This is a genomic window from Mycobacterium sp. Soil_C_30 (assembly GCF_057656995.1).
The window spans coordinates 137,568-153,021 of the sequence record NZ_JBDGJH010000010.1; the positions used below are offsets into that span (position 1 = coordinate 137,568).

General features: G+C 66.8%; 15 protein-coding genes and 2 tRNA genes. 8 read left to right on the plus strand and 9 right to left on the minus strand.

The window, feature by feature from the left end; translation table 11 throughout:
• Window positions 1–17 precede the first annotated feature (17 nt).
• Window positions 18–410, plus strand: a complete 393-nt coding sequence (gene acpS, locus AC3A6P_RS19800; protein WP_487693399.1) for a holo-ACP synthase AcpS — start codon at window positions 18–20, stop codon at window positions 408–410.
• A 148-nt stretch (window positions 411–558) separates the two neighbouring features.
• On the plus strand, window positions 559–1,890 hold the full coding sequence (locus AC3A6P_RS19805) for a M20/M25/M40 family metallo-hydrolase (RefSeq protein WP_487693401.1): 1,332 nt from the start codon (window positions 559–561) through the stop codon (window positions 1,888–1,890).
• On the opposite strand, the gene bcp is transcribed toward AC3A6P_RS19805, so the two are convergent.
• Entirely contained in the window at window positions 1,887–2,360 is a 474-nt protein-coding gene (bcp, locus tag AC3A6P_RS19810; RefSeq protein ID WP_487693402.1) for a thioredoxin-dependent thiol peroxidase, read from the minus strand. The genes AC3A6P_RS19805 and bcp overlap by 4 nt on opposite strands.
• Window positions 2,361–2,485: 125 nt before the next feature.
• Here bcp and AC3A6P_RS19815 point away from each other — a divergent pair, with 125 nt between their 5' ends.
• The gene (locus AC3A6P_RS19815; protein ID WP_487693403.1) at window positions 2,486–2,710 is read left to right on the plus strand and encodes a DUF3618 domain-containing protein; all 225 of its coding nucleotides are present in this window, start codon (window positions 2,486–2,488) and stop codon (window positions 2,708–2,710) included.
• 466 nt (window positions 2,711–3,176) lie between these two features.
• Here the strand turns inward: AC3A6P_RS19815 and AC3A6P_RS19820 are convergent, their stop codons facing one another.
• Both AC3A6P_RS19820 and AC3A6P_RS19825 read right to left on the minus strand, forming a co-directional pair.
• Entirely contained in the window at window positions 3,177–4,265 is a 1,089-nt protein-coding gene (locus AC3A6P_RS19820; protein ID WP_487693404.1) for a DUF2855 family protein, read from the minus strand.
• Between the two features lie 62 nt (window positions 4,266–4,327).
• On the minus strand, window positions 4,328–5,098 hold the full coding sequence (locus AC3A6P_RS19825) for an emopamil-binding protein (protein ID WP_487693405.1): 771 nt from the start codon (window positions 5,096–5,098) through the stop codon (window positions 4,328–4,330).
• Window positions 5,099–5,187: 89 nt separating this feature from the next.
• Here AC3A6P_RS19825 and AC3A6P_RS19830 point away from each other — a divergent pair, with 89 nt between their 5' ends.
• Window positions 5,188–6,468 (plus strand): cytochrome P450, encoded by a 1,281-nt coding sequence (locus tag AC3A6P_RS19830; protein WP_487693406.1) that lies wholly within the window; start codon window positions 5,188–5,190, stop codon window positions 6,466–6,468.
• Here AC3A6P_RS19830 and AC3A6P_RS19835 read toward each other — a convergent pair.
• Both AC3A6P_RS19835 and AC3A6P_RS19840 read right to left on the minus strand, forming a co-directional pair.
• Window positions 6,458–6,862 carry an Rv1352/Rv1906c domain-containing protein gene (locus tag AC3A6P_RS19835; protein WP_487693506.1) on the minus strand — a complete coding sequence of 135 codons (405 nt, stop codon included), beginning with the start codon at window positions 6,860–6,862 and terminating at the stop codon, window positions 6,458–6,460. The two genes, AC3A6P_RS19830 and AC3A6P_RS19835, sit on opposite strands and share 11 nt — an antisense overlap.
• A 181-nt stretch (window positions 6,863–7,043) precedes the next feature.
• Window positions 7,044–7,119: transfer RNA gene (locus AC3A6P_RS19840), tRNA-Lys, on the minus strand.
• A gap of 182 nt (window positions 7,120–7,301) precedes the next feature.
• Here AC3A6P_RS19840 and AC3A6P_RS19845 point away from each other — a divergent pair.
• Window positions 7,302–8,522, plus strand: coding sequence for a L,D-transpeptidase (locus tag AC3A6P_RS19845; protein WP_487693407.1), 1,221 nt, complete (start codon window positions 7,302–7,304; stop codon window positions 8,520–8,522).
• Here AC3A6P_RS19845 and AC3A6P_RS19850 read toward each other — a convergent pair whose 3' ends face one another.
• From AC3A6P_RS19850 to orn, 3 genes are all read right to left on the minus strand, one after another.
• Complete coding sequence (locus AC3A6P_RS19850; RefSeq protein WP_487693408.1) at window positions 8,523–9,059, minus strand: hypothetical protein; 537 nt, start codon at window positions 9,057–9,059, stop codon at window positions 8,523–8,525.
• 67 nt (window positions 9,060–9,126) lie between these two features.
• Window positions 9,127–9,199: transfer RNA gene (locus AC3A6P_RS19855), tRNA-His, on the minus strand.
• Between the two features lie 42 nt (window positions 9,200–9,241).
• Window positions 9,242–9,889: an oligoribonuclease gene (gene orn, locus AC3A6P_RS19860; protein WP_487693409.1), complete on the minus strand. Its 648-nt coding sequence runs from the start codon at window positions 9,887–9,889 to the stop codon at window positions 9,242–9,244.
• A 94-nt stretch (window positions 9,890–9,983) separates the two neighbouring features.
• Between orn and AC3A6P_RS19865 the strand changes: the two genes are divergently transcribed.
• Window positions 9,984–11,537, plus strand: a complete 1,554-nt coding sequence (locus AC3A6P_RS19865) for a helicase HerA-like domain-containing protein (RefSeq protein WP_487693410.1) — start codon at window positions 9,984–9,986, stop codon at window positions 11,535–11,537.
• A 3-nt stretch (window positions 11,538–11,540) separates the two neighbouring features.
• On the plus strand, window positions 11,541–13,046 hold the full coding sequence (locus tag AC3A6P_RS19870; RefSeq protein WP_487693411.1) for a DUF7782 domain-containing protein: 1,506 nt from the start codon (window positions 11,541–11,543) through the stop codon (window positions 13,044–13,046).
• 88 nt (window positions 13,047–13,134) lie between these two features.
• Here AC3A6P_RS19870 and cmrA read toward each other — a convergent pair whose 3' ends face one another.
• Window positions 13,135–13,941, minus strand: coding sequence for a mycolate reductase (gene cmrA / locus AC3A6P_RS19875; RefSeq protein ID WP_487693412.1), 807 nt, complete (start codon window positions 13,939–13,941; stop codon window positions 13,135–13,137).
• A 66-nt stretch (window positions 13,942–14,007) separates the two neighbouring features.
• On the opposite strand from cmrA, the gene AC3A6P_RS19880 reads away from it, so the two are divergent.
• Window positions 14,008–15,336, plus strand: coding sequence for an MFS transporter (locus AC3A6P_RS19880; RefSeq protein WP_487693413.1), 1,329 nt, complete (start codon window positions 14,008–14,010; stop codon window positions 15,334–15,336).
• Window positions 15,337–15,454 lie beyond the last annotated feature (118 nt).

The following is a 15,454-nucleotide window of genomic DNA, read 5'->3' on the forward strand; positions in this document are numbered from 1 at the left end:
CCGTTAGGGTTCACGGCGTGGCGATAGTCGGAATCGGTATCGATGTGGTGTCCATCCCCGACTTCGCCGAGCAGGTCGACCAGCCCGGGACCGTGTTCGCCGAGACGTTCACGCCGGGGGAGCGCCGCGACGCCGCCGACAAGAGTTCGGTGGCGGCGCGGCACCTGGCGGCCCGCTGGGCGGCGAAAGAGGCTGTGATCAAGGCGTGGTCGGGGTCGCGGTTCGCGCAGCGGCCGGTGTTGCCGGAGGGGATCCACCGCGACATCGAGGTGGTCACCGACATGTGGGGCCGGCCGAAGGTCCGGCTCACCGGTGCCATCGCCGAGCACCTGGTCGATGTGACCATCCACGTGTCGCTGACCCACGAAGGTGACACCGCGGCCGCCGTCGCCATTCTCGAAACCAGCTAGCGCCGCACCACCCTTCTGGCGCGAGCGCGCGTGTTTGTACGGCGACACTCCGTGTCGGGCGTACAAACACGCGCGCTCGCCAGATGGGGGCACACCGTCTGAGCCTGCACGGAGAGGCGGCTGCGTCCGGCAGATTACTGTGGGCGCCATGACTGATCTCGTCGCACGCGTCCAGGAAGTCCTGCCGTCGGTCCGCGCGGACCTCGAGGATCTGGTGCGCATTCAGTCGGTGTGGGCCGACCCGGCCCGTCGCGACGAGGTGCACCGCAGCGCGCAGAAGGTGGCCGACCTGTTCACCGGCGTCGGATTCGACGACGTCCGGATCGTCAGCGAAGGCGGCGCCCCGGCCGTCATCGCCCGCCATCCGGCACCGGCCGGCGCGCCGACGGTCCTGCTGTATGCCCATCACGATGTACAGCCCGAAGGCGACCCGGCGCAATGGCATTCGGCGCCCTTCGAACCGACCGAGCGCAACGGCCGGCTCTACGGTCGCGGCACAGCCGATGACAAGGCCGGTATCGCAACACATCTGGCGGCCATCCGCGCCTTCGAGGGCAATCCTCCCGTCGGTGTCACCGTGTTCGTCGAAGGGGAAGAGGAGTCGGGTTCCCCGTCGTTGAGCAGGCTGCTGGAAACCCACCAGGACCTGCTGGCCGCCGACGTCATCATCATCGCCGACTCCGACAACTGGAGCACCGAGATACCGTCGCTCACGGTGTCATTGCGCGGTTTGGCCGATTGTGTGGTCGAGGTCGAGACCCTGGACCACGGCTTGCACTCCGGAATGTGGGGCGGGGTGGTGCCGGACGCCATCTCGGCATTGGTGCGCCTGCTGGCCAGCTTGCACGACGACCAGGGCAACGTGGCGGTCAAAGGGCTGCATCACGGCACCGCGAGCGAGGTCGACTACACCCCGGAACGGGTGCGCGCCGACACCGGAATGCTCGACGGCGTGCAGGAGATCGGGGAGGGGTCGGTGCCCGAGCGGCTCTGGGCCAAACCGGCGATCACCGTCATCGGTATCGACACCACTTCGGTTGCGGCGTCCTCGAACACACTGATTCCGCGGGCCCGCGCCAAGGTCAGCATGCGGGTGGCCCCGGGTGGGGACGCCGGAGCGCATCTGGCGGCGCTGCGCGCCCACCTCGAGGAGCACGCCCCGTGGGGCGCGAAGGTCACGGTCACCCCCGGGGATGTCGGGCAGCCCTACGCCATCGACGCCACCGGCCCGGTGTACGACGCTGCGCGTACCGCGTTCCGGCAGGCGTGGGGCGTCGACGCGGTGGACACCGGGGTGGGCGGGTCGATCCCGTTCATCGCGGAGTTCGCCAAGGCCTTCCCGGCGGCCACCATCCTGGTGACCGGTGTCGAAGACCCGAACACGCAGGCGCACAGCATCAACGAGAGCCTGCACCTCGGGGTGCTGGAACGTGCCGCCACGTCGGAGGCACTGCTGCTGCAGGCGCTGGCGCAGCGCTAGACCGAGATGTCGCGGCGCAATTTGGCGACGTGACCGGTGGCCTTGACGTTGTACTGGGCCACCTCGATGTTGCCGTCTTCGTCCACGACGAATGTCGAGCGGATCACGCCCTGCACGGTCTTGCCGTACATCTTCTTCTCGCCGAACGCGCCCCACGCGGCGAGCACGGACTTGTCCGGGTCGGACAGCAGCGGGAAGGTCAGCTCTTCGTTGTCGCGGAACTTGGCCAGCTTCGCGGGCTTGTCGGGGGAGATGCCGACGACGTCGAGTCCGGCGCCGTTGAGTTCGGCGAGGCTGTCGCGGAAGTCGCAGGCCTGTTTGGTGCAGCCCGGCGTCGAGGCGGCGGGGTAGAAGTACACGATGACCTTGCGGCCCTTGAAGTCCGCCAACGCGACGGTGTTGCCGTCGGCGTCGGGCAGGCTGAACGCAGGCGCTTTGTCGCCCACCTGGAGACGGGGGGTTTCGGACACGTGGAACTCCTCACGGCGGTGTCAGTAGAACGTGCGGTACCCGGCTGAACTAGGGTAGTGCGGCAGGATGGCATCTCTCGTAAGGAGATCCCCGAAGGGGTTAGTGCCGGAGGAAGTGAGGAACCGTGCCGGACCGAGATCCAGAAGAGATCCGGAAGGACATCGACGAGGCTCGTGATCGGCTGGCCTCCACCGTCGACGCTCTTGCCGTGCGCGCCAATCCCACCCGCATCGCCGAGGACGTGAAGGCCCGAGTGCTCACGTTCGTGACCAAACCCGCCGTGGCGGCCTCGTTGGCCGGCGTGGGGTTGGTGACGGTGGTGCTGATCATCCGCAGGGCGCGCCGCTGACATACGCCCGCATCAGCGGCGGCGGAACCACCCGAAACTCAGCCGAAACGACGGCGGGTTCGCCTGCAGCCCCAGCCGGCTGCAGCTGTGGACGAACAGCACGTCCGAATTCTCTGATTGCGGAGTTACATCTGTGTCGCATGATGCTTGCGCTGCTGTGGTGTCTGGAAAAAACCCCAGCGTAGACATTGGCTAACTCCCCGCTTCATCTAACCGCGGCCGGCACGCCACGGGTTCAGCTAACTGGATGGTAACAGCCGGGACCAGAATGCTGCACGCTGAAGCTGCGCACATGGTGTCAGAGCCGAAGAATGACGGGAATGCAGATAACTTCAATGTGTCACCACAACGGGGATGCCAGCACCACCGCGGCACATATTGACTCAAACGCTGATTAGATACGGCACCGGATGACGAAACTGACCGACGGGCAAATAACGGCCGTTTGCCCAGGAGGTGCTCGGTCTCAGACGGACAGGATGTGGCCCTCGCTCGCCGCGACGGTGCCATCGAGGAGCGCTGCGTAGCAGGCATCGATCGCCGTCGTTCCGCGGCCACGCACAACGGTCAGCCACGGGTTCTCCGCACGGGTCACCGGCTCCATGAACGCGGCCCAGGCAACGCCGAGGCGCTTCTGCAGATCGGCCGCGCCCCACTCGGCGGTGCGCTTCTGCAATTGATCGGGCGCGAAGAACAAGACGGGGGCCGGCCCCGGCAGATCCTCACCGCCGCCGAACTCGTTCCAGTGCGTCGCGCCGACAGCGCAGCTGTAAGCGAGTTTGTCCTCGAGTCGCCGATGTACGGCCGCGCGCACCTGCGCACTGCCACTGAAATCGACGTACACCGCGGCGTTGTCGGCCAGGGCGTCGGCGACGTCGTCGTAGCAGAGCACCTGGTCATAACAGCCCAGTGACCGGGTGAATGCCGCATTCGCCGGCGAGGTGAGTCCGACGACCTTCACCGCGCTGAGGCGTAGACCGAGGCAGAACGCGGTGCCGTAGGCGGTCTTGCTGGATGCGCTGGACAGGATCACGGTGCCCGTCCCGAAGAAGCCGTTGTCGGCGAGGAAATCGTCGATGAGGAACGACGTGCCGAACTGCGGCCGCAACAGGGCTTGCTGAGGCTCGAGTTCGGGGGTGTAGCCCGGATCGGCGCTGCAGCGAATGTAGGTGTTGTAGATCGGCGCACGCTCACGCCGGTGGGCGGCGCCGTCGACAAAGCCGCGGGCGTCGTCGTGAGTGGGTTGCAGAACAGCTTCGTCGGCGACAGGCCAGTATCCGTAGAAGCGGTCACCGACGTCGACGCCGGCATACCGGGACTCGACGACGGAGGCGAAGCCCCACACCGGCAGGCTGCCGGTGGTGGCGTCACCGGTCGGAAAAAAATCCCAATAGTTCATCGCGTCCCCGAACGCGGCGTAGGTGATGTTGTTCGACGTGAGCGCAAATGCGTCGACATGGCATCGCACTTCGCCGTCGACGAGTGCGGCCGAAGGGGTGGTATCCCAGTGGGTTCGCCGCACGTCATCACGCTGGACGACAAATCGTGTGGTCATGGCGGAGCTCCTTCCCAGCCCGAAGTCTGGCAGGTCCGCACGGCCGTGGATGGGGTAGCGCACTACCCCTGAGCTTGCTGACCCGCGCGCCGCGTCAGGTAGTCGATCTGGAGGTGGATCGAGTAGAGCACCAGCGGCGGCAGCACGATGAACGGCACGTTCTCGCCGATGAACTTGAACCACAGCCCGAAGCCGCCCTGCCCGATATCGGCGAACCCGGCGCCCACTTCGGAGATGAAATACACCGCGGTGCTGCTCATCAGGACGGCGCAGCCGGCGAAGGCGATCCACAAGCTGCGGATGCGGCGCTCCGTGGGCAGATCCTTGCGGATCAGCCGCGTCCACATCGTGAAAACGATGACGCCGGTGCTCACTCCGACCACTTCGAGTCCGAACACCCACGGATTGCCGCTCGTGTAGCGGGTGTCGGCGAGGCCGTACTGCCACCACAGCCACTTCCACCCGGGGTCGTCGGTGGGCGCCCACCAGCCGAAGGGATGTCCGATCAGGAACATCAATTCGTAGCCGATCTGGCTGCACGCGGTGTAGGGCAGATAGAACAGTGTCAGCTCGGCGGCCTTGTCGAGCCGGGTTCGTTGCTCACCCGGTGCGTTCCAGAGGATGACGAAGGGCAGCAGCATCACCGGCACGCCGAACAGCACGTTGGCGACGACGTCGGAGGTGAACGTCGGCTCGATGAAGCCGGCGGAGACGCCCACCGTCATGACGAGGAACACCACCGCGGTGAAGATCGCGACGCCGAGATAGATCCTCAACCGGTGGGGCGCCCCGGGCCGGGACAGGTCGTGGCGGGGCTCGGCCAGGGTAGTCACGATTGACGCCCGCCGCGCGCTGTGTGAATGTCATACGCAATCATGAGAATTACATTCTCATGAGCGGCAGGCCGATCGGAGGACTTTGCATGGCCACCGGAGACTCCGACGTCGATTTCTTCCGCGACCGGCACCTCGTCACCGATCCCTACCCGTACTTCGACGACCTCCGACGGCGGTGTCCGGTCATCACGGAAAAGCACTACGGCGTGGCCATGGTGACGGGGTGGGACGAAGCGGTGCAGGTGTACAACGACGCGGCGTCGTTCTCCTCCTGTACGTCGGTGACGGGGCCGTTCCCGGGGTTCCCGGTCCCACTCGATGGCGACGACGTGAGCGCGCTGATCGACAAGCACCGGCACGAATTGCCGTTCAGCGATCAACTGCCGGCGCTCGACCCGCCGGCGCACACCGACCACCGTTCGTTGCTGATGCGGCTGATGACGCCGAAGCGGCTCAAGGAAAACGAAGACGCGATGTGGCGGCTGGCCGACGAGGTGCTCGACGACTTCCTGGCGCCGGGAGAAGGCGAGTTCATCAAAGGTTTTGCCAGCCCCTTCACCCTGCTGGTGATCGCCGACCTGCTCGGGATCCCGGATGACGACCGGGAGACCTTCGTCCGCGGAATTCGCGAGCACTCCGGCGGCGGTATCGGCAGTACCGGTGAGGCGGCGCTGGCACACAGCCCGCTGGAGTTCCTCTATGCCCAGTTCTCCGACTACATCGCCGCCCGCAGGCGCACCCCCCGCGATGACGTGCTCACGGGGCTGGCCGAAGCCAGCTTCCCGGACGGCACCACCCCGGACGTCGCAGATGTCGCGCGGGTGGCCACCAATGTGTTCTCCGCAGGACAGGAGACCACGGTGCGGCTGCTCAGCGCAGCGGTGCAGATCCTCGGCGACCGGCCCGATATCCAGGCGCAGGTGCGCGCTGACCGCACCCTGTTGCCGAACTTCATCGAGGAGACACTGCGCGTCGAGAGCCCGGTCAAAGGTGACTTCCGGCTGTCCCGGGTGCCTGTGACCGTCGGTGCGACACGCCTCGACGCCGGCACCACCGTCATGGTTCTCAACGCCGCCGCCAACCGGGACCCGCGACGATTCGCCGACCCCGGCACCTTCGACCTCACCCGCCGGAATGCCCGCCAGCACCTGGCGTTCGGCCGGGGCATCCACAGTTGCCCGGGTGCCCCACTGGCGCGTGCCGAGACGCGGGTGGGCCTGGAACGAATCCTGGACCGCACCAGCGATATTCGGATCTCCGAGCGTCATCACGGCCCGGCTGGGGAACGCGCGTACCGCTACATCCCGACCTACATACTGCGCGGGCTCACCAAACTGCATCTGGAATTCGACGTCCTCACTGACTGAGCGTCCAGATGCATCCACCCTCGGTCCGGATGATGTCTCCCAGGAAGGCGTTGAGCTCGCCCGGGCCGTAGGTGAACCCGCCCGAGAGAGCTTTCTCGAAGGGTGCCTCCTTGTAGGGGAGCAGGGTCCATCGGCATGCGGCGCCGGATGTGGGCGAGCCGGTGGTGGCGTACCTCCCGGCGGCCACCACCTTGCCCACCTCGTACACCCCGTCCCCGGGCATCGCCGTCACCGGGTTGGTGGTCGACGTGATGGTGGTGGCCGTCGGTACCAGCTTCGTGGACGTCTCGGTGACGGTGATCAACTGATCGGTCCGGAACAAGCCGGTTGATGAACATCCCGTCAACACTGCGGCACCGATGAATCCCGCAACGCCGCGTTGTGCACCCGTCATGATCACGGGGACGACGTTGCGTGACGGTCGGTGCTCCGCGAAAGAGCCTCTCCCGATCTATATCGAACATTTCAGCGAAACCCCAGCTTTGGCGGCGATTTCGAAGGCGGCTCACAGGTCGCCGACGCCGGCGCACAAAAAAATCCGGCCGCTCGGGGATTCCCGTCGCGGCCGGATTTTGTGGTGCGCCGTCAGGGTTTCGAACCCCGGACCCGCTGATTAAGAGTCAGCTGCTCTACCAACTGAGCTAACGGCGCGTGAACTGCGTGAGAGACGATAACAGGCCGAGCGCCTCTGACGGAAATCCGTATGCTGAACTGCGGGCGAGGGGGAGCGACGGCGAGGTCGCGTCCACTCTGTGACTGCCCTTAGACTCTTTGCCAACGGCGCATGCTATTTGAATGCGTTCTGACGGCCCCGGTTGTGAGGTGGAACAGGTATGTGGCAGGTCCGTTCGGTGACCCGTCCGCGCGGCTATCGACCCTGGCTGGTGGCGTTGCTGTTGGTTCCCACAGTGGTGCTGACACTGAGCGCGTGCGCCAACAACACCGCCGCGCCGGTGGCTCAGACCATCGAGAACAAGGGCACCCCGTTCGGTGATCTCCTGATTCCCAAACTCACCGCCTCGGTGACCGACGGCGCGGTCGGCGTCGCCGTCGACCAGCCCGTCACCGTCACCGCCGAAGACGGTGTGCTGGGCCCGGTGACCATGAAGGACGAGGACGGCACCCTGATCCCCGGCCAGCTGAGCAAGGACGGACTCACCTGGTCCACCACCGAGCCGCTGGACTTCAACGAGAGCTACACGCTGGAGGCGCGTTCACTGGGGCTCGGCGGTGAGGCCAGCCGGCGGATGGCATTCGAGACACATTCGCCCGAGAACCTGACCATGCCGTACCTGATGCCCGGCGACGGCGAGACCGTGGGCATCGGGCAGCCGGTGGCCATCCGCTTCGACGAGAACATCCCGAACCGGGCTGCGGCCGAACGTGCCATCAAGGTCACCACCAAGCCGCCCGTGGAGGGCGCGTTCTACTGGCTCAACAATCGCGAAGTCCGTTGGCGCCCACAGCATTACTGGGAGCCGGGCACCACCGTCGATGTCCAGGTGAACACCTACGGTGTCGATCTCGGCGACGGGCTGTTCGGGCAGGACAACGCCAGCACCCAATTCACCATCGGTGACGCGGTGATCGCCACGGCTGACGACACCACCAAGACCATCACGGTGCGCGTGAACGGTGAGGTGGTCAAGACCATGCCGACCTCGATGGGCAAGAACAGCACCCCCACCAACAACGGGGTGTACATCATCGGAGACCGCTACGCCGATCTGGTGATGGACTCGTCCACCTACGGTGTGCCGGTCAATTCACCCAACGGTTACCGCACGGAGGTGGAGTACGCCACGCAGATGTCCTACAGCGGCATCTATGTGCATGCCGCGCCGTGGTCGGTTGGCAGTCAGGGCTATTCGAATGTCAGTCACGGCTGCCTGAACGTCAGCACCAGCAATGCGCAGTGGTTCTACAACAACACCAAGCGCGGCGACATCGTGGAGGTCGTCAACACCGTCGGCTCGCCGCTGCCCGGTACCGACGGCCTGGGCGACTGGAACGTGCCCTGGGATCAGTGGCAGGCCGGTAACGCCAGCGCCTAGTCAGGACCGCACCACCTCGATGGTTCCCGGGTCCTCCGGCAGATAGCGCAACCGCACCCGCGCGCCCGCGGGCACCACACCGTCGGCACTCGTCCGGCCGTGCCACTGGTGCCCGCTGTCGTCGGCGTACTGCGCCGTCACCCGCGTCATCGGTACGGCGCCGACGTAGTACCGCCACGCTTTGGCCACGGTGCCGGTGGTGACCACGCCGTCGTGGCGGAGTCGCCGCCGTTGGTCGGCGGCGGCACGCAAACGGTTGTGCGCTAACTCGATTGCGACCGCCCCGACCAGCGCGAGCGCCACGGTTGCGTAGCTGCCCGCGCCGAGGCCGACCGCCGCCACGAAAGCGGCGAACGGCAGCAGCGCCACGCGCAGCGACAGGACGGGGTGCACGAACACTCCGGCCACTGCCAGCAGCGCAGCGGCGGCCAGCAGCCAGGCTGCCAACCCACCCTCGGTCAATGAACGGCCCGCGGCGAACCCGCACCCCAGTGCCGCGGCCCAACATCCCCAGGACGTGATGCGCCGGTGTGTCACCGTCCAATTGTGCGGGGCATGAACGCAGAAACGCCGCCTACTTACGTAGACGGCGTTCCCGAACCGGGGTGGCTGACGGGACTCGAACCCGCGACAGCCAGGATCACAACCTGGTGCTCTACCAACTGAACTACAGCCACCATCGCTGCTACCGGTGAACCGGATGTGCAGCGTGGTAGATCTTAACCGGTAGACCCGCTCGGAGCCGAATCGGTTTCCTCCGGCGTGGTTCCCGGCGGGCCCAGGGTGGCCGCTACCGCGGCGATATCGCTGGTAGACGGCCCGGGTGGACTGACGAAGGCGGTCTGCCGGTAGTACTTGAGTTCGCGGATCGATTCGTGGATATCGGCCAGGGCGCGGTGCGCCAGGCCTTTCTCCGGCTGGCCGAAGTAGATCCGCGGGTACCAGCGTCGGCACAGTTCCTTGATCGAGCTGACGTCGATCATCCGGTAGTGCAGGTAGTTGTCCAGCGTCGGCATGTCCCTGGCGAGGAATCCACGGTCGGTAGCGATCGAATTGCCGCACAGCGGCGCGGTGTTGGCGGTCTTGACGTGAGTGCGGATGTAGTCGAGCACGGTCGCCTCGGCGGTGGCCAGGTCGACGGTGGAGGCCTTCACCTCTTCGGTCAGCCCGGATCGCGAGTGCATCTGTTTGACCACATCGATCATTCCCGACAGCGCGGCGTCGTCGGCGTGGATCACCACGTCCACGCCGTCGCCGAGGACGTTGAGGTCGGCGTCGGTCACCAGGGCCGCGATCTCGATCAGCCGGTCCGACCCCAGATCCAGCCCCGTCATCTCACAGTCGATCCACACGAGTTCTTCACGCACAGGGCTTCACAGTAGGCCCACCTGCAGACAGAGGCCTATCCACACCCCGGGTCGACGTAAGGTCAGGAGCCGAAGCCGGCGAGAGGACGCGTCCATGACCACCGGATCCGGGGATATCAGTCCGGCTCGACAAATCGCCGCGGGTTATGCCGCCGCCGGCGCATCGTTGCAGCTGGGAGCCGTGGTCGTCGATGGGGTCGTGGATGCGGGCGCGCAGGTGCGCATCCCCTTGGCGACGATGAACCGGCACGGGCTCGTCGCGGGCGCCACCGGGACCGGCAAGACGAAGTCGCTGCAGGTGATCGCCGAGCAACTCTCGGCTGCGGGTGTGCCGGTGGTGATGGCCGATGTCAAAGGCGACCTCTCGGGACTGTCGCGGCCCGGCGAATCCGATGACGCAGTGGGCCAGCGTGTCGCCGACACCGGCGACGACTGGACGCCGACGGGTTTCCCGGTGGAGTTCCTGTCGCTCGGTACCTCCGGTGTGGGCGTCCCGGTGCGCGCGAGCATCACCAGCTTCGGGCCGATTCTGCTGGCGAAAGTGCTGGGGCTGAACAAGACCCAGGAGTCCACCCTGGGCTTGATCTTCCACTGGGCCGATCAGCAGGGGTTGCCGCTCCTGGATCTCAAGGATCTGCGTTCGGTGATCCAGTTCCTCACCAGCGACGAGGGCAAGCCGGAACTCAAGGCGCTGGGTGCGGTGTCGACGACGACGGCGGGGGTGATCCTGCGAGCGCTGGTGAACCTCGAGGCCGAGGGCGGTGACACCTTCTTCGGCGAACCCGAACTCGAGCCCGACGACCTGATCCGGGTGGACGGGCAGGGCCGTGGAGTCATCACGTTGTTCGAACTCGGTAGCGACGCAGCCCGTCCGGTGCTGTTCTCGACGTTCCTGATGTGGGTGCTCGCCGACTTGTTCACCGCGCTGCCCGAGGTGGGCGATGTGGACAAGCCCAAGCTCGTGTTCGTCTTCGACGAGGCACACCTGCTGTTCGCCGACGCGTCCAAGGCATTCCTCGAGCAGGTGGAGCAGACTGTCAAACTGATCCGATCCAAAGGCGTCGGTGTCTTCTTCTGCACGCAACTGCCCACCGACATTCCCAACGACGTCCTCTCGCAGCTCGGTGCGCGCATCCAGCACGCCCTGCGCGCCTTCACCCCGGATGACGAGAAATCGTTGCGCAAGACGGTGCGCACCTATCCCAAAAGCACGGTGTACGAACTCGAGTCGGCGCTGACGTCGCTGGGCACCGGCGAGGCCGTCGTCACCGTACTGTCGGAGCGGGGTGCGCCCACCCCGGTGGCGTGGACCCGGATACGCGCACCTCGGTCGCTGATGGACACCATCGGACCCGAGGCCATCGCAGCGGCCGCGAAAGCCAGCCCGCTGCAACAGGAGTACGGCCAGACTGTCGACCGGGATTCCGCCTACGAGCGGTTGACCGCCAGACTGGCGCCCGCACCGGAGCTGCCACCGGTGCCCGCCGACGTGTATGTGCCACCCATGCCGGCCCCCGCCGAGCCCGGCATGCTGGAGAAGATGATGGACAGCCCGGCGTTCAAGAGCGCGATGCGCTCAGCGGGTACGGTGATCGGCCGTGAGATCACCCGCAGCATCTTCGGCACCGGCCGTCGTAGGAGGCGTTGACCCATGGAGCCGCTGAGTTCAGGCGAGGTGGTCGATGCACTGAGCGCCGATCTGCGGTCGGCGGAGTACACCACCGACGGCGTGGCCGGGCTCTTGGGCGCCGACGCCGGCGCGGCCTTCAGCCGGGGGCTGTGGTGGTCGGCCTTGCGCGCCACCGACCGTGCCGACGCAGATCAGCAGCGGTTGGCGGTCCTGGTGCGGCTGTTTCTCCTCGGTGCCGACGAGTCCAGGGACCGGGTGGCGCTTGCGCTGCCGACCGTGGGGATCGACACGCTGATCGACAGCGGTGTCGTCGACGTGACCGGACAGGGCAGCATCCGGGCCGCCCTCGACGTGCGCCCGCACAGCGACGGCGTCCGCGACTTCCTGGTGGTCTCTGATCAGGACGCCGCGATGCGCCCGGGTCCGGTGCGCCCCGATCACGTCCTCGGAATCGGCGGCGCATCGGTTTCGCTGGCCCATGCCGTCGTCCGCGACCCGGTACGGCGGGCGCTGGATCTGGGAACCGGCTGCGGTATCCAGGCGCTGCACCTGGACGCGCACTGCGACCAGATCGTCGCGACCGACACCAATCACCGCGCCTTGGCGCTGGCCGCGGCGACCGCCCGGCTCAACGGGATGTCGTGGGATCTGCGGCACGGCAGCATGTTCGAGCCGGTGGCCGGTGAACGGTTCGACCTGATCGTGTCGAACCCGCCGTTCGTGGTGGGCACCGGCGCGCTCGACTTTCAGTACCGCGACTCCGGCATGGCCGGAGATGCGTTGTGCGCCAAGTTGATCGAGCAGGCCGGTGCGTATCTCGAGCCGGGTGGCACCGCACAGATCATGGCCAACTGGATTGTCCGCGACGGCCATGACTGGCGTGACCGCGTTTCCGGCTGGCTGGCGGGCTCCGGACTCCACGCGTGGGTGGTGCAACGCGAGTTCGCCGACCCGGTGAGCTACGTGTCGTTGTGGACCTCGGATGCGGGGGAGTTGCCGGAGGACGCGGCCCGCCGCGGAGGGCAGTGGCTGGATTGGTTCGACGCAGAGGACATCGCCGGGGTCGGCATGGGCATGATCACGCTGCGGGCACCCCGCCCGGGCGAGCGGCGGCCGCCGGATCAGGTACTCGAAGAGATCACCGGCGCCGATGAGATGTTGACCGGCCCGGAGGTGGCAGCGTTCTTCGCCCGCCGGGAGTATCTGCACGACACAGGAGATGAGCAGCTGTTGGGCACCCGGTTGTCCACGGCGCCGGTGTTTCTCGAAGAGCAGTCACTGCCCGGCCCCGACGGGTGGCAGCTGGTGGGCGCGGCGGTGCGGAGGCCGGGCGGGCCCGCCGCAGTTCTGGGCGTCGACGAGGTGTCGCGTGCGCTTCTGGCGGGATGTCGCGGCGAGGTGCCGTTGGGGATGCTGCTGGATCTGCTGGCCGCACATCACGGCGTGGACTCGGGTGCCTTGGCCGAGGCCGCGTTGCCGGTGGTGCGGGAGGCGATCGGACGCGGAATCCTCTACGAGGCCACCTGACTCACCTCGACCCACCTCGCGAGCGCGCGTGTCTGTACGTGACACGCCGGGCCGCAACGTACAAAAGCGTGCGCTCGTCCTTGGGGGGTTAGCCGCCGCCCAGCTTCTTGTAGACCGCGCCGACGATCGGCGTCACGATGGCGCGTGGCGTGTAGCCGCTGGCGACCGACATCGCCTTCGACGTCACACCCGGCACCACCCGCATCTTGTTGGCCTCCAAGCCATCCAGCGACAGCTTGGCGGTGTACTCGGTGGAGATCCACAGGAAGTCCGGGATCAGTCTTTCCACCAGGGACTGCTCGGTCTCGGCGGGCAGCGTCTCGCGCACCGGGCCGGGTGCCAGCAGCGTCACATGCACCCCGTCTTTCTTCAGCTCGCCACGAATGGACTCACTGAAGGTGTTGGCGAAGGCCTTGCTGGCAGCGTAGGTGGAGTTGTTGGGGATCGGCGAATTGCCCGCTGCTGAACCGGAAATCAGGATGCCACCCGCTCGCCGCGACACCATGCCCGGCAGCACGGCGAGTACGAGGTCATGGACGCCAAGCACATTCAGTTGCACCTGGGCCTTCTCCGCGGCCGGGTCGAGCTTGGCGACGGGACCGAACGTCGCGGTTCCGGCGTTGGCGCACAAGATGGAGATCTCGCGGGTGGCGAGTTCCTGGCACAGCGTTTCACGCTCGGCAGGATCGCCGAGGTCCACTGGACGGACTTCCACGGTGACGCCGTACTGCGCGGTCAGCCGCTCCGCCAACGCCGTCAGCACCTCGGCTCGGCGCGCGGTGATGATCAGGTGATGGCCGCGTGCGGCCAGTTCGGTGGCCAGCGCTTCGCCGATGTTCTGGGAAGCACCGGTGACGACGGCGCGCGCATCTGGATGTGGCTTGGGTACTGGCACACGGGTCATCGTAGACAGCACCGGGGCTGGCCTGGTCGGCAAGCTCCGGTCGCTAGAGTGCGCGGCATGAGCCCAGTGGACGGACCACCCAAGTCGGCCCGGTCCAGGATCGCCGCCTGGGCGCTGTGGGACTGCGGTTCCACGGGCATGAACGCGATCGTGGTGACGTTCGTCTTCTCGGTTTATCTCACCGGCGCTGTGGGGGAAGGCACCCAGGGCGGCGCCTCACCGGTGAGCTGGCTGGGCCGCGCCGAGGCCATCGCGGGCCTGACGGTGGCTCTGCTGGCTCCGGTCACCGGGGTGTGGGTGCAAGCGGCACGGTTGCGCCGCGAGGTGCTGGCCATCCTGACTGGGCTGGCGGTGGCGGTGACGGCCTCCATGAGCCTGATCCGCGACGAGCCGGCCTACCTGTTCGCGGGGCTGGCGATGCTGGCGGTCGCCGCGGCGTGTGGCGACCTGGCCAGTGTGCCGTACAACGCACTGCTACGGCAGCTGTCGACGCCGGAGACCTCGGGACGGATCTCTGGATTTGGTTGGGCCTCAGGTTATTTCGGCAGCGTTCTGCTGCTCGTCCTGGTGTATGTCGGGTTCATCGCCGGAGACGGGCCCACCCGCGGAGTGCTGGGTGTCCCCGTCGAGGACGGCATGTACGTGCGCATGGCGATGCTGCTGGCCGCAGCCTGGTTCGCATTGTTCGCGCTGCCGCTGTTGCTGACCATGCACCGCTGGCCCAAGCCGGTGGAACCGCCGCGTGAGCGCATCGGGTTGATCGGCGCCTACCGCAAGGTGTGGAGCGATATCAGCACCGAATGGCGACGCGACCGCAGCCTCGCCTTCTACCTGATGGCCAGTGCGGTCTTCCGCGACGGACTGGCCGGTGTTTTCGCCTTCGGCGCGGTGCTCGGCGTGGCGGTGTACGGGCTGTCGCAGGGCGATGTGCTGATCTTCGGCATTGCAGCCTGTGTGGTCGCGGCCATCGGTGCCGTGATCGGCGGCCACGTCGATGACCGGGTGGGCTCCAAGCCGGTGATCGTCACCTCGCTGGTGTCGATGATCATCACCGGGCTGGTGCTGCTGGTCCTGTCCGGCCCAGTGGCGTTCTGGGTGTGCGGGTTGCTGCTGTGCCTGTTCGTCGGCCCCACCCAGTCGTCGGCGCGCACACAACTTTTGCGCATGACCGTCGACGGCCAGGAAGGTGTGGCCTTCGGCCTGTACACGATGACGGGTCGGGCCGTGTCATTCCTGGCGCCGTGGATGTTCTTCACGTTCGTCGACGCCTTCGGCACCGATCGGGCCGGCACCGCCGGTCTGTGTGTGGTGCTGGCAGCCGGTCTGCTGGCGATGCTGTTCGTCAAGGTGCCGCGTCACGGCGTCGAGACTGCGGTGGCGCCCTGATTTTCGCGGGTTTTTGGGCGGGAGCGCAGTGTCAGTGAAGGATCACCCCGCATCGGTCACCCCGCGGTGCCTGATTGCGGGGTTCCTCAGCGCGCTCGTACCTCGCGCGCATCGGTCA